The sequence below is a fragment of the Pseudomonas sp. TE12234 genome, from assembly GCF_054061835.1.
Genome location: NZ_JBSSEP010000014.1, coordinates 137,107 through 155,793 on the forward strand (window position 1 = coordinate 137,107; position 18,687 = coordinate 155,793).

Here is an 18,687-nt window from a genome sequence, read left to right on the forward strand (position 1 = left end):
CTCAGATGCACTTGAAATAGTCGAACGGTTCCCGGCAATCGACGCAGCGATACAACGCCTTGCACGCGGTGGAACCGAACTCGCTGAGCACTTCGGTGTGCGCGCTGCCGCATTGCGGGCAGACGACCACCGGGCTTTCACCGAGCAGGCTGCGCTTGCTGGTGCTGCCCTCGGGCGGCGCGATGCCATAGGCGCGCAGGCGTTCCCGGCCGTTGTCGCTGATCCAGTCGGTGGTCCAGGCCGGGGTCAACCGGCGTTCCAGTTGCGGCGCCTGAAAACCGGCCTGCTCCAGCGCCTGGCGAATATCGCCTTCGATCACTTCGGTGGCCGGGCACCCGGAGTAGGTCGGCGTGACCACCACGTGCAGATGGCCGGCCTGCCAATCGAGATCGCGGACGATGCCCAGGTCGACCACGCTGACCACCGGCACTTCCGGGTCCATGACCTCGGCCAGGATCGCCCAGGCAGCGGCCAGGTCGGTCGGTTGTGCCGGCCGGGCGCCGAGGTCGCTGGCGATCAGCTCACCAGGTTGCATTGGGGTACGCTCGTGGCAGGAATTGCATCTCGGCCAGCAGGATGCCCAGGTGTTCGGTGTGCAGGCCCTTGCGTGCATTGAGGTAGAAATAGCTGGGCGCGGCAGGCACGGGCAGGGTCGCGCTGGCGAAAATTGCGTTGACCCTGGCTTGCCAGGCGGCGGCGACTTGCGCGGTGTCCGGGGTGATGCCGGCGGCGTGCAGACGCTGTTCGCTGTCATCGGCGCTGGTCAGTTCGACGGTGAAACGCCAGACCTCAGGGATCGCCGCGAGCATGCGTTTGTGGCTTTCCTCGGTGCCGTCACCCAGACGTTCGACCCACTCGCCGGAGCGGCGCAGGTGATAGGTGACTTCCTTCACGGCCTTGGCGGCAATCCCGGCGATGCGTTCATCGCTGGACTGGCTCAGGCCGCTCAGCACTTGCAGGTGCCAGGCGTCATACAGGAACTGCTTGAGGATGGTCACCGCGTAGTCGCCGTTGGGTTGCTCCACCAGCAGCAGGTTGCGATAGGCGCGCTCGTCGCGACGGAACGCCAGGTCGTCGGCGTCGCGGCCGTCGTCCAGCAGTTCGGCGGCGTAGTCCAGCCAGTTGCGCGCCTGACCTACCAGGTCGAGGCCGACGTTCATCAGCGCCAGCTCTTCTTCCAGGGCCGGGGCCTTGCCACACCACTGGCACAGGCGCTGGCCCTGGATCAGGGCGCTGTCGCCGAGGCGCAGCAGGTATTCGATCAGATCGGTCTTGTTATTCATGGTCGACCTCACATGTGCCCGACTTCGGCCGGCAGCTCGTAGAAGCTGGCGTGGCGGTAGACCTTGTCGTCCGACGGATCGAACAGCGGGTCTTTTTCATCCGGGGAGGAGGCGGTGATCAGCGCCGAAGGCACGACCCACAGGCTGACGCCTTCGCTGCGGCGGGTGTAAAGCTCGCGGGCGTTCTCGATGGCCATGGTGGTGTCGGCGGCATGCACGCTGCCGACGTGCTTGTGGTTGAGACCGTGCTTGCTGCGCACGAAAACTTCGAAGAGGGTCCACTCGGACATTTCAATTACTCCACATCAGGTGGCCGGATCAGGCGGCGTTCTTGTTTTGTTTTTTGCGGGCGTGGGCGACGGCGGCTTCGCGAACCCAGGCACCGTCTTCAATCGCCTTGCGGCGGGTGGCGACGCGTTCGGTGTTGCACGGACCGTTGCCTTTGAGCACTTCGTAGAATTCGCTCCACTGGATCTCGCCGAAATCGTAGTGACCGCGCTCGGCGTTCCACTTCAGGTCCGGATCGGGGCAGGTGCAGCCCAGCAGTTCGAGTTGCGGGATGGTCTGGTCGATGAAGCGCTGGCGCAGTTCGTCGTTGCTCTGGCGCTTGATTTTCCAGGCCATGGACTGGGCGCTGTTGGGCGAGTGTTCGTCGCTTGGACCGAACATCATCAGCGAGGGCCACCACAGGCGGTTGATCGCGTCCTGGACCATGTCTTTTTGCGCCTGAGTACCGTGACGCATCATGGTCAGGAGGATTTCGTAGCCCTGGCGCTGGTGGAAGCTTTCTTCCTTGCAGATACGCACCATGGCGCGGGAGTAGGGGCCGTAGGAGGTGCGCTGCAAAACCACCTGATTAACGATTGCCGCGCCATCCACCAGCCAGCCCACCGCGCCCATGTCGGCCCAGTTCAGCGTCGGGTAATTGAAGATGCTCGAATACTTGGCCTTGCCGCTGTGCAGCTTGGCGATCTCTTCATCGCGGTCGGCGCCCAGGGTTTCCATCGCGCTGTACAGATACAGGCCGTGACCGGCCTCGTCCTGAATCTTGGCCATCAATTGCAGTTTGCGTTTGAGCGTCGGCGCGCGGGTGACCCAGTTGCCTTCGGGCAGCATGCCGACGATCTCGGAGTGAGCGTGCTGGGAAATCTGCCGGATCAGGGTTTGCCGGTAGGCATCTGGCATCCAATTCTTGGCTTCGATCTTGATTTCTGAATCGATTTTTTCCTGGAAGGCGCGTTCCTGATCGGACATTTCCGACAGGTCTTTGATGCGCTTTACGCCTGTTTCTACGAGCTGTGCGTACATTGGGGGTCTCCCGCCGTGAATCTGTTCGAGGGCATGGAGAACTTTATAAGCGATACGGAAATTAATATCAAACAGAAAATGATGTGTCGTATTTGTTTTTTGTATCGCTTTGGAGGGAAGGCTTGGTTTTGGGGGGTATCCATTTCTTCGGTAATGGCGGCTGGCGGTTTCGCCTTACGGTGAATCATTTGGAAAAACGTAACGCCGCCCCTGTAGGAGCGAGCCTGCTCGCGATGGTGGGTAACGATGACGCGGGCTGTCTGAACGCCCGCGTTGTCCCGCAATGCTGTTCAGTTAAGGACGAATACTGCATCTGTGGCGAGCGAGCTTGCTCGCGTTGGGGCGCGAAGTGCCCCCCCAAAAATGGGACTGCTGCGCAGTCCAGCGGGAGCAAGCTCCCTCGCCACAGGTTATTGATTGCTCGCTCTATCTCTAAACTGAACAGCATTGCGCGTTGTCCCGGCGTTTTTCGCGAGCAGGCTCGTTCCCACGGAAAAGCTGATGGGCGTACACCCAAAACAAAAAAAGCCCCGCAAAAGCGGGGCCATAAGGGGTGCAGCAGTCATGCTTCAGGAGGTCATGCTTTCGGACGTTTATCCAATACGTGGCATGCCTTGCCTTCAGATCGCTTGATCGAGTGCAAAGGCTGCAAAACAATCCGCGAACTGATCCCGATATAGGTCTTGATGTGCTTGCTCAGCTCCCCGCAAACAGCCCTCTGCTGTTCGTCGCTCAAGTGCTGATGGTCGGCCTTCAACTCGACATGGACATCAACGCTGTCCAGGTTGCCATTGCGATACAGATGGATCTCATAGCACTCGGCAAGCTGTTTGACTTTCAGCACCTGCTCTTCGATCTGCGTCGGGAACACGTTCACGCCACGGATGATCAGCATGTCATCGCTGCGTCCGGTGATCTTGTCGATGCGTCGCATCGGCCGTGCAGTGCCCGGCAGCAGGCGCGTCAGGTCGCGGGTGCGGTAGCGGATCATCGGCAGGGCTTCTTTGCTCAGGGAGGTGAACACCAGTTCGCCCATCTGCCCGTCCGGCAGTACTTCGCCGGTGACCGGGTCGATGATTTCCGGGTAGAAGTGGTCCTCCCAGATGGTCGGGCCGTCCTTGCTCTCGGCGCACTCCATGGCGACGCCCGGGCCCATGATTTCCGAGAGGCCGTAGATGTCGAGGGCGGTGATGCCCAGGCGGGTTTCGATGGCGCTGCGCAATTCGGCGGTCCAGGGCTCGGCGCCGAAGATGCCCAGGCGCAAGGCCAGTTTGTGCGGGTCGATGCCCTGGCGCTCGATTTCATCGGCGATGTTGAGCATGTACGACGGCGTGACCATGATGATGTCCGGCTGGAAATCCTTGATCAGCTGCACTTGTTTTTCGGTCTGGCCGCCGGACATCGGGATCACCGTGCAACCCAGGCGTTCGGCACCGTAGTGCGCGCCGAGGCCGCCGGTGAACAGGCCGTAGCCATAGGAAATATGCACCTTGTCGCCGCGACGTCCGCCTGCCGCGCGAATCGACCGCGCAACGACGTTGGCCCAGGTATCGATGTCGTTCTGGGTGTAGCCGACGACGGTCGGTTTGCCGGTGGTGCCGCTGGAGGCGTGCAGGCGAACGATGTCATGCATGGGCACGGCGAACATGCCGTACGGGTAGTTGTCACGCAGGTCGGACTTGGTGGTGAACGGGAATTTCGCCAGGTCCTCGAGGGATTTGATGTCGTCCGGGTGCACGCCCAGGGCATCGAAACGCTGGCGGTACAGTGGCACGTTCTCGTAGGCGTGCTTGAGGCTCCAGCGCAGGCGATCCAGCTGATGTTGACGCAACTCGTCGATGCTGGCGGTTTCCAGCGGGTCCAGCACAGGATCAAGCACGGATTGGGCAATTGGCATGTTCATGACTTCACTCGAATTGTTTTTGTGTTCCAGCCCCTGCGCACAGGGGCTTTGAGTGCATGACCCAAGGATACCTCTCGGCTCCCCGGGAATCGCGGTTCTTTAACGGGATAGACGCTCGATGATCAGCGCGATCCCTTGGCCGACGCCGATGCACATGGTGCACAGGGCGTAGCGACCTTGACGTTCTTCCAGCTCATGCAGGGCCGTGGTCACCAGGCGAGCACCGCTCATGCCCAGCGGATGGCCGAGGGCAATCGCGCCGCCATTGGGGTTGACCCGTGGGTCGGTGTCGCTCAAGCCCAGTTCGCGCAGTACCGCCAGGCCTTGTGCGGCGAAGGCTTCGTTGAGTTCGATCACGTTCATGTCTGCCAGGCTCAGATTGGCCAGCTCCAGCACCTTGCGAGTGGCCGGCACCGGGCCGATGCCCATGATGCGTGGCTCGACCCCGGCCGTGGCCATCGCCACCACCCGGCCACGTGCAGTCAAACCGTGACGCTTGGCGACTTCCGGGCTGGCCAGCAATAGCGCGCAGGCACCGTCATTGACCCCGGAAGCGTTGCCGGCGGTGATGCTGCCGCCTTCGCGGAACGGCGTGCCGAGTCTGGCCAGCTGTTCGAGGGTGGTGTCGCCGCGCGGGTGTTCATCCTGCTCGACCACTTTGGCCGGGCCTTTGCGCTGGGGGATTTCCACCGCGACGATCTCCCTGGCCAGGCGTCCGTTGGCCTGGGCGGCAGCGGCGCGTTGCTGGCTGCGCAGGGCGAAGGCGTCCTGGTCGGCCCGGGAGATGTTGAACTGTTCGGCGACGTTCTCTGCGGTTTCCGGCATGGAGTCGATGCCGAAGGCCTTTTTCATCAGTGGATTGACGAAGCGCCAGCCGATGGTGGTGTCGAAAATTTCCGCCTGGCGGGAAAACGCCTGCTCGGCCTTGCCCATCACCATAGGTGCGCGGGACATCGATTCGACGCCGCCGACCAGCATCAACCCGGCCTCGCCACTGCGAATGGCGCGGGCCGCCGTGCCGACCGCGTCCAGCCCCGAACCACACAGGCGATTGAGGGTGGTGCCGGGCACGCTGACCGGCAACCCGGCCAACAGCGCCGACATGCGCGCGACGTTGCGATTGTCTTCGCCGGCCTGGTTGGCGCAGCCGTAGATCACGTCATCGACGCGGCTCCAGTCCACCTGCGGGTGACGGCGCAGCAGTTCGCGCAGCGGCACCGCGCCGAGGTCGTCGGCGCGCACGCTGCTCAAGACTCCGGCATAGCGACCGATCGGGGTCCGTACCGCATCGATGATCAGGGCGTCATTCATTCGGGTTCTCCTGCGTCAGCACCGGGCCGCGCACTTTGTAGGATTTGCCATGGAACAGGGCGATCAACTGGCCCTGCTGGTTTTCAATGCGTACGTCGTAGTTGCCGGTGCGACCCGAGCGGCTCTGCTCGGTGCAATCGGCGTTCAACGTGTCGCCCAGACGCGCCGGGGCGATGTAGTCGATGCTGCAACCGATGGCCACCGTGGCTTCGTTGTAGCTGTTGCAGGCAAAGGCGAACGCCGAGTCGGCGAGGGCGAACAGGTAACCGCCGTGACAGGTGCCGTGGCCCTGGAGCATGTCGGCGCGCACGGTCATGCCCACCCGGGCGCAACCGGGGCCGGCCGAAAGCAGGCGCATGCCCATGGCCTGGCTGGCGCTGTCGCGCTGGAACAGCGCCTGGGCGCAATCGCTGGCCAGGGTCATGGCTTCATGGTTAGTCATGGAAGTTTCTCCCTTCGGCGACCCGGCGGCGCAACAGCAGCGAAGGGCGATAGCGTTCTTCGACATAACCGGCGTGAAGGTTTTCCAGCGTTTCAAGAATGTGCGACAGGCCAATGGCATCGGCCCAGGCCAGCGGGCCTTGCGGGTAGTTGACCCCGGCACGCATGGCCAGATCGATGTCGGCAGCTGACGCCACGCCTTGCAGCAGCGCATCGGCGGCTTCGTTGGCGAGCATCGCCACGGTGCGCAGGACCGCCAGCGCCGGGCTGTCGCTGAGCAGGCTGACCTTGAAGCCGGCCCGTTGCAGCAGGGCCACGCCTTGTTCAAGGGCCAGCGCATCGATGCCCGCCGCGTAGCTGATGGCGATGCGCTGGGCCTTGCTGTAATCGAGGGTCAGATCCAGCAGGATCAGGTTACGCAGCCCGTCTTCTTTGGCCCGCTGACAGGCCATGCGCCCGTCGCTCAAGGCCAGCACGGCGTCACCGACCCGCAGCAGGCCCTGACCATCACGCTGGATCACTTTGACGCCTTGCGTACCAAGGCGTGCAAGCAAACCTTGGGCGATGCCCAGATCACCTTCGGCCACGCACGTCTCGACGGTCGCCGCGCTGCTGATTTCGGCAGGTTGCGGACGTTCACCGGCTTGGGCGTAGCTGTAGAAACCCTGGCCGCTTTTGCGTCCCAGTCGTCCACCGTCCACCAGTTCTTTCTGGATCAGCGATGGCAGGAAACGGGTGTCCTGGTAATAGGCATCGAACACCGAGCAGGTCACGGCATAGTTGACGTCGTGGCCGATCAGGTCAGTCAGTTCGAACGCACCCATGGCAAAACCACCGGCCTCGCGCATCAACGCATCCAGGGTCGGGCAATCGGCGGCGCCTTCCTGCAACAGGCGCAGGCTCTCGGCGTAGAACGGCCGGGCCACGCGGTTGACGATGAAGCCCGGCGTGGAACGGGTGTGCACCGGTTTTTTGCCCCAGGCGTTGGCGGTGTCGTACAGGCACTCGGCCAGGGTCGGGTCGCTGGCCAGGCCGGAGACGATTTCCACCAGCGCCATGACCGGCGCCGGGTTGAAGAAGTGCAGGCCGAGCAGGCGATGTGGGTGTTCAAGTTGCGCGGCGATGCTGGTGATCGACAGCGACGAAGTGTTGCTGGCCAGGATGCAGTGTTCGCCGCAAATGCCTTCGAGCTGGCGGAACAGGGCGCGTTTGACCTCAAGATTCTCGACGATGGCCTCGATGATCAGCTCGCAATCGGCCAGCGCTTCAATGGCTTCCACGGCGTGCAGGCGGGCGATCGTGGCGCTGCGGGATTCGGCCGAGAGTTTGCCGTTCTCGACCCGTTTGCCCAGTTGCCGGTCGATGCCTTCGATGGCCTGGGCGGCGGCGCCGGGGCGGTTGTCCAGCAGCAACACCGGGTGACCGGCCTGCGCGGCGACCTGGGCAATGCCGGCACCCATGGCGCCGGCACCGATCACTGCGATGCGTGCGTTGGTATTCAATGCGGTCATGGCTCAGCGCCCCTTGAAGCTTGGGGTGCGTTTTTCCATGAAGGCGCTGACGCCTTCGCGATAGTCCTCGCTGCGCCCGGCCAGGCGTTGCAGATCGCGCTCCAGTTCCAGCTGTTCGTCGAAGCTATTGCTCAGGCTGGCGTTGAGGCTGCGTTTGATCAGGGCCAGGCCGTAGGTCGGTTGGGTGGCCAGGTGTTGCGCGAGCTTCAGCGCTTCGTCGCGCAGTTCGGTGTCTTCCACGCAGCGGTAGATCAGGCCCCATTGCTCGGCCTGTTCGGCGGTCAGGCGATTGCCGAGCAAGGCCAGGGCCTTGGCGCGCGCCATGCCGACCAGGCGCGGCAGGGTCCAGGTGCCGCCGGAGTCTGGGATCAGGCCGATCTTGCAGAACGCCTGAATGAAGCTGGCCGAACGTGCCGCCAACACCAGGTCGCAAGCCAGCGGAATGTTGGCGCCGGCACCGGCTGCCACGCCGTTGACCGCGCAGATCACCGGCATCGGCAGGTCGCGCAACTGGCGGATCAGCGGGTTGTAGAACTTCTCGATGGATTCGCCCAGGTCCGGCACCGCGCTGCCCGGTGCGACATTGCGGTCGCTGAGGTCTTGTCCGGCGCAGAAGCCACGACCTTCGCCGGTCAACAGCAGCACGCGCACGTCCGGGTTCTGCCGGACTTGCTTGAGCGCTTCCTTCACTTCGCCGTGCATCCGGGTGTTGAAGCTGTTGAGCTGATCCGGGCGATTAAGGCTGAGCAGGGCAACGCCGGCCTCGATGGAAAACAGAATGTGTTCGAAGTTCATGGTCTTGGCGCTCTCTTGGGAGATCGTTCGCTTTTTATAAAAAAGGCGTGGTGATTACTGGCCGGTGAAGGTCGGCGTGCGTTTTTCCTGGAAGGCGGCGATGCCTTCGTCGCGGTCACGGGTGCCGGCCAGCACGGTGAAGGCATGGCGCTCGAAACGCAGGCCGCTGGCCAGGTCGGTGTCCATGGCCTTGAGCAGCGCTTCCTTGGCCAGGCGCACCGCCAGCGGGGCTTTGCCGGCAATGCTGCGGGCGATTTGCACGGCGCGCTCGACCGTGAATTCCGGTTGCGTCACTTCGCTGACCAGCCCGGCGCGCTGGGCCTGACGGGCATCGATCGGCTCGCCGGTCAGGACCATCTGCATGGCCATGGATTTGCCGACGGCGCGCAGCAGGCGTTGGGTGCCACCGGCGCCGGGCATGATCCCGAGGTTGATTTCCGGCTGACCGAAGCGGGCGTCTTCACCGGCAATGATGATGTCGGCGTGCATCGCCAGTTCGCAGCCACCGCCGAGGGCGAAGCCATTGACGGCGGCGATCAGGGGTTTGCTGAAGCGGGTGATGGCCTGCCACGAAGCCTGGCGCGGGTCGTCGAGGATGCCGACCAGGTTGCGTTCGGCCATTTCCTTGATGTCGGCACCGGCGGCGAAAGCCTTGCGGCTACCAGTGAGGACCACGGCACGGGTCTCGGGGTCGGCTTGTGCGGCGCTCAGTTCGTCGGCCAGTTCGCCCAGCAATTGGGTGGTCAGGGCGTTCAGGGCTTGCGGGCGCTGCAGGGTAATCAGGCGCACGCCGGGCTCGATCAGTTCGACGGCAAGGGTTAGAGGCATGGCGGATGCCCTCAGGGTGCACGCTCGGCGGTGATGCCGGCTTGTTATTGGATCGGTCACAGGAACCGGTTTTGTCCGAGTATACCTGCAACGTGATACGCAAATGCAATACAAAAATAGATTTAATGTGTCCTTTTGTCGTTGTGGTAGTTACTGGTTGTCCGTCGGGCATGGGCGTTCATATGCCTGAATGCCCCGGTTTTATTGGCTATTAAGCGGGTATTAGCGGCTGGCGCCTGGCCACGTTCAACGCCCTGTTCAAGTGATACGGTTTTTTGTCTTTGTGCTGGTAAAAGCGATGTGATACAAAATGAGCCATTATTTGCATCGCTTTGTGAAGGAACCTGCCATGACCTGCTACAGCCTTGATGGCCTGACTCCGGTGGTTGACCCCACTGCCTATGTGCATCCGTCCGCCGTGCTGATCGGTGATGTGATCGTCGGTCCTCATTGTTATGTCGGGCCGCTGGCGAGTCTGCGCGGCGACTTTGGCCGGATCGTCCTGGAGGAAGGCGCCAATCTGCAGGACACCTGCGTGATGCACGGCTTTCCCGACAGCGACACGGTGGTCGAGCGCAACGGCCACATCGGTCATGGCGCGGTGCTGCATGGCTGCCGGATCGGCGCCGACGCATTGGTGGGCATGAATGCCGTGGTGATGGACAACGCGCGCATCGGCTCGCGTTCATTCGTCTCGGCGGCAGCGTTCGTCAAGGCCGGTTTCGAATGCCCCGAGCAGTCGCTGGTGATGGGCGCCCCGGCCAGCGTCAAGCGCACACTCAGCGATCAGGAAGTGGCGTGGAAACAGGCAGGCACCCGCGAGTATCAGCAATTGGCCCAGCGTTGCCTGGAACAGATGCAGGTCTGCGAACCGCTGACCGAGCCGGAGCCGGATCGCCCGCGCATCAGCGACAGTGGCTTGCGGCCCAAGGGCACGATTTCGTGAACACCATCTTCCCCTGTGGGAGCGGGCTTGCCCGCGATGGCGTAGTGTCAGATGGCGTAAATTTGTTTGAACCGCCGTTATCGCGGGCAAGCCCGCTCCCACAGGGTTTTCTGTATATTCCTTTTCTTTTTTCGCTCGGTACGCCCATGTCGTCCCTGACACCTTTGAACCACTTGATTACCCGCTTCCAGGAGCAGACGCCGATCCGCGCCAGTTCCTTGATCATCACCTTGTACGGCGATGCCATCGAGCCCCATGGCGGGACGGTGTGGCTGGGCAGCCTGATTCAGTTGCTCGAACCGATCGGCATCAACGAACGGCTGATCCGCACCTCGATTTTCCGCCTGACCAAGGAAGGCTGGCTGACCGCCGAAAAAGTCGGGCGTCGCAGTTACTACAGCCTGACCGGCACCGGTCGCCGACGTTTCGACAAGGCGTTCAAGCGGGTCTACAGCACCAGCATGCCGGCCTGGGACGGTTCCTGGTGCCTGGTGATGCTGTCGCAGTTGACTCAGGACAAGCGCAAACAAGTGCGTGAAGAACTGGAGTGGCAAGGTTTTGGTGCGATTTCACCGGTGGTGCTGGCGTGCCCGCGCAGTGATCGCACCGATGTCAACGCGACCCTGATCGACCTCGGCGCCCAGGAAGACACCATCGTCTTCGAAACCACCGCCCAGGACGTGCTGGCCTCCAAGGCCCTGCGCCTGCAGGTGCGCGAGAGCTGGAACATCGAGGAGCTGGCGACCCATTACAGCGAGTTCATTCAATTGTTCCGGCCGCTCTGGCAAGCGCTTCGCGAGCAGGAGAACCTGCAGCCGGCGGACTGTTTCCTGGCACGGATCCTGCTGATCCATGAATACCGAAAACTGCTGTTGCGCGATCCGCAACTGCCGGACGAGTTGTTGCCCGGCGATTGGGAAGGGCGTGCGGCGCGGCAGTTGTGCCGCAACATTTACCGTTTGATTTACGCCAAGGCCGAGGAATGGCTGAACGCTGCACTGGAAACGGCCGACGGCCCGTTGCCGGATGTGGGGGAAAGTTTTTACCGGCGTTTTGGCGGACTCAAGTAACACGTCATGGTGCAGGGAGCAGGGTTGTTCAGGAGATGCGAAGCACCCCGATGTCGTGTGGATTGACGTAGACAATAAAAATAAGCCTGCGTGAGGCCTGACATGATTTCTACAATTGCACAGCGCCAGGATGGGTTCGATCAGTGGATCCATCAGATCAACCAGATCTGTGGCGCCTTCAACGCACAACCCCTGGGCACCGGGTTTGCCGGGCAGATCCGCGAATACCGCAGCGATGCCCTCAAGCTCAGCTTTGTCGATGCCTGTCAGGCGCGCCTGTACCGCACGCCGCAGGAAGTCGCGGCGGGCGAGGGCGGCAAATACTTTGCGGTGTTCCAGCTCGATGGTACGGCGGGCATGGCCCAGGGCGACGACAAGGTGCTGCTGTCCGCCGGCGACATCACACTGATCGATGCCGCACGCCCGAGCGACTTCACCTACAGCGAAAACTCCCGGCAGTTGTCGCTGATCCTGCCGTATCAATTGGTCGAACAGACCTTGCGCTTCAACCAGGTCAAGTGCGGTCACCGCATCGCCGCGACGTCGCCCATCGCCATGCTGTCGCACCGGTTGGTGCTTAATGCCACCCGCCAGCCAAACCTCGGCCGTCAGGAAAGCGAAGCGACCCTGGAAGCGATTGTCAGCCTGCTGCGTCCAGCCATCAGCCAGACCGACGACTGCACGGATCTGCATGAACGCACCTTCCGCAAGACCCTGAGTTTTATCGACCAGCACATCCGCTCGGAAGAGCTGTGCCCGGAATGGCTGGCGCGGGAAGTCGGCATGTCCACTCGCGGGCTGTACCGGATGTTTGCCAAGAAGGGCCTGGTGGTGGCGCGCTACATCAAGAATCGTCGCCTGGACCTGTGCGCCGAATCCCTGCGCCAGTCGGGCAAGGAGCAAAAGTTGTCGGTGCTGGGCTACTCGTGGGGTTTTTCCGATTCGAGCTACTTTTCCACGGCGTTCAAGTCACGCTTCGGCATCGCGCCGGGGGAGTACCGCAAGCAGCATGCTTGAGTGAAGCGTTTTTCGCAGGGTTTTGTGCCATCCATCCGTGTTTTCAGGCACCGTTCTTGAGCAATTCGCTGAAGGCCTCCAGCTCGCTTTTCTCCAGATCGGAAACCAGCACAAAGCGCATGTGGTTCGCTTGCCAGGACACAACGTTGAAGCCACGGATGGTCTGAGTCTGGCGCGGCTTGTCGGCTTCCGGCGCGGGCAAGATAAACACATTGATGATGTGCTTGGCCCGGCCATAACTCAGCGCCGCCGTGGTCTGGTGTTGCAGATAGTCCAGGCGCCCGCCCAACAGGGGAAAGCCTTGCGCCGCGTAATCGAACACCGGTGGCGAGAAGTCGAGCTTGCCGGTGAACCAGGGCTTGACGGTGTGGCGGTCGGACGAAATCACATCGTTCAGATGCTCGCCCATCAACGAGCGGACATGACTGGAAACCGCCTCGTCCATCAACGGCTGCTCGCTGCCCGGCGTCGCCACATACAGCACCATCGCCAAGGCCAGCGCCGCCGCTGAAAAAACCGGTGCAAACCATTTGCGCCAGCGCTCCAGAGCCCCGGGCGCTGGCACCTCAGGGGCCTTCAGGCGGGCAACCAAGGACGCCGGCGCGGCGTAATACGGCGCCTTGTGCCTGACGCTGTCCTTCAACCGCTGCGCCTGATCCAGTAACCGCGCGCAGTCGGCGCACTCGGCCAGATGCCCGGCCACATTGGCCGCCGTCGCGGGATCGAGTTCCTTGTCCAGATAGCCATGCATCAGCGTCTGGCAAACCGTGCAGTCGAGTTCATTCATGAGCGTGCAACTTCAATAGTTCGAGCTTGAGCATGGCGCGAGCCCTGGCCAGCCTCGACATGACGGTACCGATGGGAATGTCGACCACCAGAGCGATGTCCTTGTAAGCCAGGTCTTCGAGTTCTTTGAGAATGATCACCTCACGAAACGCCGGTGGCAGGGCGCACAGGGCTTGCTGGATCAGCGCCGCATTTTCGGTGTGGATGGCCAGCAGTTCCGGGGTCTGGCTGTGGCTCATCGCAGCCTCGTTTTCACCTGGCTCGTCGTCGAAAGCGACCCAGTGCCGTCCGGCCGAGGCCTTGAGCCAGGTGTAGCTTTCGTTGCGCACGATGGTCAGAAACCAGGCCTTGGCGTTGCCGTCGACGAAGCGGTGCGCAAACCGCAAGGCGCGCAGGGCGCTTTCCTGCACGACATCGTGCGCGGCGCTGTCATTGCCCGTGAGCCAGCGCGCGAGGTTGTAAGCGGCATCCAGGTGCGGCGCAAACAGTTCCTCAAATCGCTTCATAGTGGTTCCCGCACTGTCCCACCCCTATAACTGCGGTGCACGGTCTTTTATTCCCGGGAAAATTTATTTTTTCGACAGGGAATAAAGACCGGTCCTGCAAGGTTTTACCTCGTGTCAGCTACATCACTGTAGTTCTCCAGCGAGGGAATACCGATGGACATTCAAGCAAAACATCCACTGCGCACCGACGGCCCGTTGAATCCCGACCGCCGAACACTGCTCAAATGCTCGGCGTGGGCCGGGGCCGGGGTCCTCTGGGCCTTGAGCGGCGGCATCCCCCGGGCCTTCGCTCTGGACGACACGGGGAACGTCTCCGATCCCAAGGCGCTGGCCAGCACCTTTCACTTCGTGCAGATCAGCGACTCGCACATCGGTTTCAACAAGGAGGCCAATCCGGATCCGGTGAAGACCTTGCAAGTGGCGATCGACAAGGTCGTCGCGCTGCCCAAGCGTCCATCGCTGATCCTGCATACCGGCGATATCACCCACCTGTCCAAACCCGCCGAGTTCGACACCGCCGCACAATTGCTCAAGGGCCTGCCGTCCACCGTGCACTATGTGCCGGGCGAGCACGACACCCTCGACGAGGGCGGCGGCAAGCTTTATCTGGAGCGTTACGGCAAGGGCACCAAAGGCAATGGCTGGTACAGCTTCGACGACCACGGCGTGCATTTCATTGCGCTGGTGAATGTCTTCAACTTCCAGGCTGGCCATGAAGCGACCCTTGGCGCCGATCAACTGGCCTGGCTGGCCGATGACTTGCGCGCGGTGAGCAGCAGCACGCCGATTGTCGTGTTCACCCATATTCCGTTGTGGACCATCTATCAGCCGTGGGGCTGGGGCACCGAGGATGGCGATCAGGCGATTGCCATGCTGCGCAAGTACGGATCGGTGACGGTGCTGAACGGGCATATCCATCAGGTCATCCAGAAGGTCGAGGGCAATATCACCTTCCACACCGCGCGCGGCACGGCTTATCCACAACCGGCACCGGGCACGGCGCCGGCTCCGGGACCGATGACGGTGGCGGCGGATCAATTGCGCAATTACCTGGGGATCACCGATGTGCGTGCGACGCAGGGTGAGCACCCCTTGGCACTGATCGATTCGACACTGGTTTAGCGGAGGAAATGGGAATGAAAGCGCGATTGTTGGCTGTTGTCTGCCTGCTGCTGTCGATGCCGGTGTGGGCTCAGGAGGTGAAAGTCGATATCAAGGAATTCATGTTCGGGCCCAAGGATTTGAACGTGGCGGTGGGCACCAAAGTGACGTGGGTGAACGACGACGAGATTCCGCACACGGTGGCGGAAACCCACAAGCTGTTTCGCTCCGGGGCGCTGGATACCGGTGACAGCTATTCCTGGGTGTTCAATACGCCAGGGGAGTATGAGTATTTTTGTGCGCTGCATCCGCAGATGCTGGGGAAGATTGTGGTCAGCCAATGAGCGGACCGATGTAACCCTGTGGGAGCGAGCAAGCTCGCCCCCACAGGGGATTGGCGCGCCACCTTCGCCGGGTGCTTCCCGTTCGCCGCGAGGGTGGCGTAGGACGTATCCGTATCTTGGTGCGCCGGAGCTGTAGGATTTTTTAGTGGGATGATTGCCAGTGGCGAGGGGGGGCCGCTTCGCAGCCCAGCGGGAGCGAGCTCCCTCGCCACAGATGTTCGTCGCTCAGCGGCTTTCAAGGTTACTTCCCGAAAGCCACAACGCCTTGCGTCGTTGCCTACGGTTACGCCAGAATCCGCCGGCTTGTGCGCCTTGGGGCCGCTCGGTAACTTGATTCGCGTCACTGATGGTCAGTGATCGGGTTTAGTAGCCCGTGGTGTTTCAGCAAGGTGCAAAGCTCCGAAACTCAGGTGTCCCATGCCTGATCTTGATGGTGGCTGTGCGCAGGGCGCTTCGGCGCGCCGGTAAATGCTGATCTCCCCGGTCTACTAACCTGCGTACAGCCACCACCCTTCTTTTAGTAGAGAAGGGTTAGTGGCTCCTTTCAGGAGTAATCAGCCTATGTTCAAGGTGACACCGAATCCGCCGGACACCGACCCGGCAACGCCCTCGGAAACCATCGATTCAAACACTTCCCATGCACCGCCCGAACGCATCCCCTCCGCCGCCGACATCCGCGCCACCCCGCGCAAACTCTGCACCATGTTCATCGTCAACCCGGAACTCGATGTCGAATCCCTGCTGGCCCACGCCTGCGAATCGTTGGCGTCGGCCAATGTCATGACCCTGGATCTGGCGGATCGTACGGAGGGGACCAGTCGCAATACCCTGCTGGGTATCGCGCAAGTGATCATGCTGGGCGAGCTGGCGGTAAACCGGGCGCTGGATCGAATCGATCCGCCCGAGTAGACGTCAAAAGATCGTCCGAACGCGACCCGAGCCTGGGCCAGCTCAGGATTGGCTGACGCGCAAAAATCGGCTGCCCGGCAAAGATCCCTGTAGGAGCGAGCCCGCTCGCGATGGAGTATCAGCAACACAGGTGTCGACTGAAACGCCATCGCGAGCGGGCTCGCTCCCACAGGGGGGGCGTTACTTCGGTGCGTTGAGGTCCAACGTCGGCGTTTCATCGAAGAAGTTCCACGGCTTGAGCAGCACGTGCACCCATTCGGTCGGCATGATCGGCCACTCTTCGGCGCGGGCGATGTGGGTGGTGCCGGTGGTCAGCCACACGACGTCGTCGGTGTTTTCGATGGATTGGTTGTCCTGGGTGAACTGCCCCAGGCCCGAGTCTTTGTCCGAGCGGTTCGGGTACTTGCCTTCCGGGTACTTCTCCTCAGGGTTGTAACGCGTCACCCACAGTTGCTTGTCCATGAAGCTCAGGCGGTGATACAGCCATTCGTCCTTGCCGAAGTTGGCGCCCTTGGCCACCGGGTGCGTGCCGCCGGCATAGGGAATCAACTGATAGGACACCGGGTTGCCGACCTTGTTTTCCTTACCGAAGTTGGTCAGCAGGCGAACGGTCGACGGGTCGAATTTCTGCGCCGCCTGTTGTTCGGTGCTGACCACTCTGGTTTCGGTCTGCATGGTGCTGGTGCGCGGTCCGCCACGGTCGTTCGGGGCAATCACCGGGTTCACCTCCACCAGCGAGTTGCTTTCACCGTCCACGTCCATGTCGAGGCGGAAGTTGTAGATGTGCTGGTGGGTGGTGCCGACGATGTTGTGATCGAGCAGCGTGCCGTAGCGGGTGTCTTCCTTGGCGGTGTCTTCGTGCATGGTCCTGGACTTCACGCCCTTGACCGCTTCGATGCCGGTGGCGCCGGCGTCGATGCCGATGGTGCCGTTCTGCTGGAAGACCCAGTCGAAGATGTAGTCATAGTTGCCGACGGTGCTGATCCAGCGCACCACCAGTTCCCGGCGTTCGGTACTGAGGTTGGGCTGGCCCATTTCCTGGTGTTTGTACTCGGGGCCGGCGTAGCGTTCGAACACTGCCATGGCGCGCGGGATCGCCGTCGGGGCGCCGGTGTAGTCGGCGATGGTGGCGTCCAGCAGCACGGCGTTTTCCGGGGCGTCTTTGCCGCGGGCGATCGGCGAGGTCAGGGTGCCCATGCCGTAGTCGCCCGAATCCAGGTAGGCCTTGAAGTACCAGCCGACATCCGGATCGCCATACGGCACGATCATGCCGCCCAGCGAGCCCTCGTACATGATTTTGCGTTTCTTGCCCTTGTCGTCATAGGTGACGGTGGACAGGATAGGCCCGACCCGCGAGTCGAGGCGCACATGGAAGTCCCAGTTCTGCCAGTGAATGCTGTTGCCGGTGATGGTGTAGTTCTTGCCCTCGGGCTCGATGATCTCCAGCGGCTTGACCGATGTCCCCTTGCGTCCGCGCCCGTCATAGGGGGTCGGCTTCATCGGCACCGGGATGAGCGCTTCGTCTTCGATCTTGATGAGTTTCTTCTGCTCCAGATCGACAATCGCCACCAGGCCTTCGATCGGATGCGCCCAATAGTTGCCGTCATCGGTATTGAGGTAGCTGACGATTTTCAGCAGGCGCTTGTCCTGTGCCAGGCCGTCCTTGCCGTCGAAGTAGCCGACGGTCAGCGGTGTGGCCACGACCTTTTTCACGTCGTTGATGCCGCGCTTGGCCAGTGCCGCTGCGTATTCCGGGCTGTTCTCCACGGCCGATTGCACCGTGGCGAAATCGTCCAGCAGCACCATGCCATGGGCGCCTTCAATCGGTGTCCAGGATTTGAGTGACTTGCTGTCCAGATCCACCAGCGCTTCGATCACGTGCTTGCCGTCCAGCACCACGATATTGGCCTGGCGCGGCTGGTCGACCTTCTGCCCGGTGTAGACGAAGTTCCACACCTGATCCTTCGGCGGCTCCTTGACCGAGACTTCGGTGAAGCGGAAACCGGGTTGGTAATGCCCGGACTTCTTGACGATGTCCACCGCCGCGGTGATTTCGTCCGCGCTCAGCGGGTTGAGCGGGTTAGGGCGGGTTTCGACGACAAAGGTCTTGTCCAGGCCGGACTGGAACACCTGGTTGATGAAGTCCTTGGACATGAATGCGGTCTTGCCCTTGAACACCACCGGCACCGTCAGCGCCATGGGCTTGCCATTGAGCATGGCCACTTTGCTGTTCGGCTTGACCTTGAGGTAGACCCCGTCCTTGGCAATGGTGAACAGGTTGGAATAGTCGTCCCACTTGACCGTGGCGCCGAATTCCTCAAGGCCCGCCTGCAGCGGCACCATTTCGGCGTGACCGCCATGGGCCTGGGCATTTCCGGCCCAATAGGGCAGGCCGAGGGTGCCCAGCGTGATGGCCAGCGCGAGCCGGGCAAGCGGTTTTCTGTTTCGCAACGCAAGGGAGGTGAACATTCTGGGTTCCTTCGAAAAAGCCGGTGACAGCACACCTGTACTTTGCAACAGCCCGACGTTGGCTGCTTTTGGATTCCTGCCAGAATCCTTTGGCTCTGTGCCGCAATCAGCTTTCCCGACTGGCGGGGGCTTGGCAAGCGGATATAGCGCTTTGCCATC

General features: G+C 61.9%; 19 protein-coding genes. 6 read left to right on the forward strand and 13 right to left on the reverse strand.

The window, feature by feature from the left end:
• Position 1: 1 nt before the first annotated feature.
• From paaD to paaF, 10 genes are all read right to left on the reverse strand, one after another.
• A complete protein-coding gene (gene paaD, locus ACVWYU_RS21060) occupies positions 2 to 535 on the reverse strand; it encodes a 1,2-phenylacetyl-CoA epoxidase subunit PaaD (protein ID WP_090323870.1) in 534 nt (177 codons plus the stop codon).
• Positions 522 to 1,283 carry a 1,2-phenylacetyl-CoA epoxidase subunit PaaC gene (gene paaC / locus ACVWYU_RS21065; protein ID WP_457373586.1) on the reverse strand — a complete coding sequence of 254 codons (762 nt, stop codon included), beginning with the start codon at positions 1,281 to 1,283 and terminating at the stop codon, positions 522 to 524. Before paaC ends, paaD begins: the two co-directional genes overlap by 14 nt.
• Positions 1,284 to 1,291: 8 nt before the next feature.
• Positions 1,292 to 1,573: a 1,2-phenylacetyl-CoA epoxidase subunit PaaB gene (gene paaB, locus ACVWYU_RS21070; RefSeq protein WP_007943393.1), complete on the reverse strand. Its 282-nt coding sequence runs from the start codon at positions 1,571 to 1,573 to the stop codon at positions 1,292 to 1,294.
• Positions 1,574 to 1,601: 28 nt separating this feature from the next.
• Complete coding sequence (gene paaA, locus ACVWYU_RS21075; RefSeq protein WP_090323867.1) at positions 1,602 to 2,591, reverse strand: 1,2-phenylacetyl-CoA epoxidase subunit PaaA; 990 nt, start codon at positions 2,589 to 2,591, stop codon at positions 1,602 to 1,604.
• 577 nt (positions 2,592 to 3,168) lie between these two features.
• Positions 3,169 to 4,494 (reverse strand): phenylacetate--CoA ligase PaaK, encoded by a 1,326-nt coding sequence (gene paaK / locus ACVWYU_RS21080; protein WP_457373587.1) that lies wholly within the window; start codon positions 4,492 to 4,494, stop codon positions 3,169 to 3,171.
• 99 nt (positions 4,495 to 4,593) lie between these two features.
• A complete protein-coding gene (gene pcaF, locus ACVWYU_RS21085) occupies positions 4,594 to 5,805 on the reverse strand; it encodes a 3-oxoadipyl-CoA thiolase (protein WP_457373588.1) in 1,212 nt (403 codons plus the stop codon).
• A complete protein-coding gene (gene paaI, locus ACVWYU_RS21090) occupies positions 5,798 to 6,247 on the reverse strand; it encodes a hydroxyphenylacetyl-CoA thioesterase PaaI (RefSeq protein WP_103405841.1) in 450 nt (149 codons plus the stop codon). The genes pcaF and paaI overlap by 8 nt, the downstream gene beginning before the upstream one ends.
• Complete coding sequence (gene paaH, locus ACVWYU_RS21095) at positions 6,240 to 7,757, reverse strand: 3-hydroxyacyl-CoA dehydrogenase PaaH (RefSeq protein WP_457373589.1); 1,518 nt, start codon at positions 7,755 to 7,757, stop codon at positions 6,240 to 6,242. Before paaH ends, paaI begins: the two co-directional genes overlap by 8 nt.
• A gap of 3 nt (positions 7,758 to 7,760) precedes the next feature.
• Entirely contained in the window at positions 7,761 to 8,552 is a 792-nt protein-coding gene (gene paaG, locus ACVWYU_RS21100; protein ID WP_457373590.1) for a 2-(1,2-epoxy-1,2-dihydrophenyl)acetyl-CoA isomerase PaaG, read from the reverse strand.
• A 54-nt stretch (positions 8,553 to 8,606) separates the two neighbouring features.
• Entirely contained in the window at positions 8,607 to 9,380 is a 774-nt protein-coding gene (paaF, locus tag ACVWYU_RS21105; protein ID WP_090323858.1) for a 2,3-dehydroadipyl-CoA hydratase PaaF, read from the reverse strand.
• Between the two features lie 349 nt (positions 9,381 to 9,729).
• Between paaF and paaY the strand changes: the two genes are divergently transcribed.
• From paaY to feaR, 3 genes are all read left to right on the forward strand, one after another.
• Positions 9,730 to 10,326, forward strand: coding sequence for a phenylacetic acid degradation protein PaaY (gene paaY, locus ACVWYU_RS21110; RefSeq protein WP_090323856.1), 597 nt, complete (start codon positions 9,730 to 9,732; stop codon positions 10,324 to 10,326).
• A 146-nt stretch (positions 10,327 to 10,472) separates the two neighbouring features.
• On the forward strand, positions 10,473 to 11,396 hold the full coding sequence (gene paaX, locus ACVWYU_RS21115; RefSeq protein WP_090323854.1) for a phenylacetic acid degradation operon negative regulatory protein PaaX: 924 nt from the start codon (positions 10,473 to 10,475) through the stop codon (positions 11,394 to 11,396).
• Positions 11,397 to 11,498: 102 nt separating this feature from the next.
• Positions 11,499 to 12,413 (forward strand): transcriptional regulator FeaR, encoded by a 915-nt coding sequence (gene feaR, locus ACVWYU_RS21120; protein ID WP_457373591.1) that lies wholly within the window; start codon positions 11,499 to 11,501, stop codon positions 12,411 to 12,413.
• Positions 12,414 to 12,456: 43 nt separating this feature from the next.
• Here feaR and ACVWYU_RS21125 read toward each other — a convergent pair whose 3' ends face one another.
• Together ACVWYU_RS21125 and ACVWYU_RS21130 are read right to left on the reverse strand one after the other, a co-directional pair.
• A complete protein-coding gene (locus ACVWYU_RS21125) occupies positions 12,457 to 13,200 on the reverse strand; it encodes an anti-sigma factor family protein (RefSeq protein ID WP_457373592.1) in 744 nt (247 codons plus the stop codon).
• Positions 13,193 to 13,705 carry a sigma-70 family RNA polymerase sigma factor gene (locus ACVWYU_RS21130; RefSeq protein ID WP_090323849.1) on the reverse strand — a complete coding sequence of 171 codons (513 nt, stop codon included), beginning with the start codon at positions 13,703 to 13,705 and terminating at the stop codon, positions 13,193 to 13,195. The genes ACVWYU_RS21125 and ACVWYU_RS21130 overlap by 8 nt, the downstream gene beginning before the upstream one ends.
• Before the next feature lie 153 nt (positions 13,706 to 13,858).
• Between ACVWYU_RS21130 and ACVWYU_RS21135 the strand changes: the two genes are divergently transcribed.
• The 3 genes from ACVWYU_RS21135 (at position 13,859) to ACVWYU_RS21145 (ending at position 16,059) form a co-directional block, all read left to right on the forward strand.
• The gene (locus ACVWYU_RS21135; RefSeq protein WP_247256056.1) at positions 13,859 to 14,827 is read left to right on the forward strand and encodes a metallophosphoesterase family protein; all 969 of its coding nucleotides are present in this window, start codon (positions 13,859 to 13,861) and stop codon (positions 14,825 to 14,827) included.
• A gap of 14 nt (positions 14,828 to 14,841) precedes the next feature.
• Entirely contained in the window at positions 14,842 to 15,150 is a 309-nt protein-coding gene (locus ACVWYU_RS21140; RefSeq protein ID WP_090323846.1) for a cupredoxin domain-containing protein, read from the forward strand.
• 561 nt (positions 15,151 to 15,711) lie between these two features.
• Positions 15,712 to 16,059, forward strand: a complete 348-nt coding sequence (locus ACVWYU_RS21145) for a DUF6124 family protein (RefSeq protein ID WP_457373593.1) — start codon at positions 15,712 to 15,714, stop codon at positions 16,057 to 16,059.
• Positions 16,060 to 16,239: 180 nt separating this feature from the next.
• Here ACVWYU_RS21145 and tynA read toward each other — a convergent pair whose 3' ends face one another.
• Positions 16,240 to 18,528 carry a primary-amine oxidase gene (gene tynA, locus ACVWYU_RS21150; RefSeq protein ID WP_457373594.1) on the reverse strand — a complete coding sequence of 763 codons (2,289 nt, stop codon included), beginning with the start codon at positions 18,526 to 18,528 and terminating at the stop codon, positions 16,240 to 16,242.
• Between the last annotated feature and the right edge of the window lie 159 nt (positions 18,529 to 18,687).

Bases quoted from the DNA above. Each gene is read 5' to 3' on its own strand.
- paaF (WP_090323858.1), bottom strand. From the start codon at position 9,380: ATGCCTCTAACCCTTGCCGTCGAACTGATCGAGCCCGGCGTGCGCCTG.
- ACVWYU_RS21125 (WP_457373592.1), bottom strand. From the start codon at position 13,200: ATGAATGAACTCGACTGCACGGTTTGCCAGACGCTGATGCATGGCTAT.
- paaI (WP_103405841.1), bottom strand. From the start codon at position 6,247: ATGACTAACCATGAAGCCATGACCCTGGCCAGCGATTGCGCCCAGGCG.
- tynA (WP_457373594.1), bottom strand. From the start codon at position 18,528: ATGTTCACCTCCCTTGCGTTGCGAAACAGAAAACCGCTTGCCCGGCTC.
- pcaF (WP_457373588.1), bottom strand. From the start codon at position 5,805: ATGAATGACGCCCTGATCATCGATGCGGTACGGACCCCGATCGGTCGC.
- paaH (WP_457373589.1), bottom strand. From the start codon at position 7,757: ATGACCGCATTGAATACCAACGCACGCATCGCAGTGATCGGTGCCGGC.
- paaK (WP_457373587.1), bottom strand. From the start codon at position 4,494: ATGAACATGCCAATTGCCCAATCCGTGCTTGATCCTGTGCTGGACCCG.
- paaD (WP_090323870.1), bottom strand. From the start codon at position 535: ATGCAACCTGGTGAGCTGATCGCCAGCGACCTCGGCGCCCGGCCGGCA.
- paaY (WP_090323856.1), top strand. From the start codon at position 9,730: ATGACCTGCTACAGCCTTGATGGCCTGACTCCGGTGGTTGACCCCACT.
- ACVWYU_RS21145 (WP_457373593.1), top strand. From the start codon at position 15,712: ATGTTCAAGGTGACACCGAATCCGCCGGACACCGACCCGGCAACGCCC.
- paaB (WP_007943393.1), bottom strand. From the start codon at position 1,573: ATGTCCGAGTGGACCCTCTTCGAAGTTTTCGTGCGCAGCAAGCACGGT.
- ACVWYU_RS21135 (WP_247256056.1), top strand. From the start codon at position 13,859: ATGGACATTCAAGCAAAACATCCACTGCGCACCGACGGCCCGTTGAAT.
- feaR (WP_457373591.1), top strand. From the start codon at position 11,499: ATGATTTCTACAATTGCACAGCGCCAGGATGGGTTCGATCAGTGGATC.
- ACVWYU_RS21130 (WP_090323849.1), bottom strand. From the start codon at position 13,705: ATGAAGCGATTTGAGGAACTGTTTGCGCCGCACCTGGATGCCGCTTAC.
- paaA (WP_090323867.1), bottom strand. From the start codon at position 2,591: ATGTACGCACAGCTCGTAGAAACAGGCGTAAAGCGCATCAAAGACCTG.
- paaG (WP_457373590.1), bottom strand. From the start codon at position 8,552: ATGAACTTCGAACACATTCTGTTTTCCATCGAGGCCGGCGTTGCCCTG.
- paaX (WP_090323854.1), top strand. From the start codon at position 10,473: ATGTCGTCCCTGACACCTTTGAACCACTTGATTACCCGCTTCCAGGAG.
- ACVWYU_RS21140 (WP_090323846.1), top strand. From the start codon at position 14,842: ATGAAAGCGCGATTGTTGGCTGTTGTCTGCCTGCTGCTGTCGATGCCG.
- paaC (WP_457373586.1), bottom strand. From the start codon at position 1,283: ATGAATAACAAGACCGATCTGATCGAATACCTGCTGCGCCTCGGCGAC.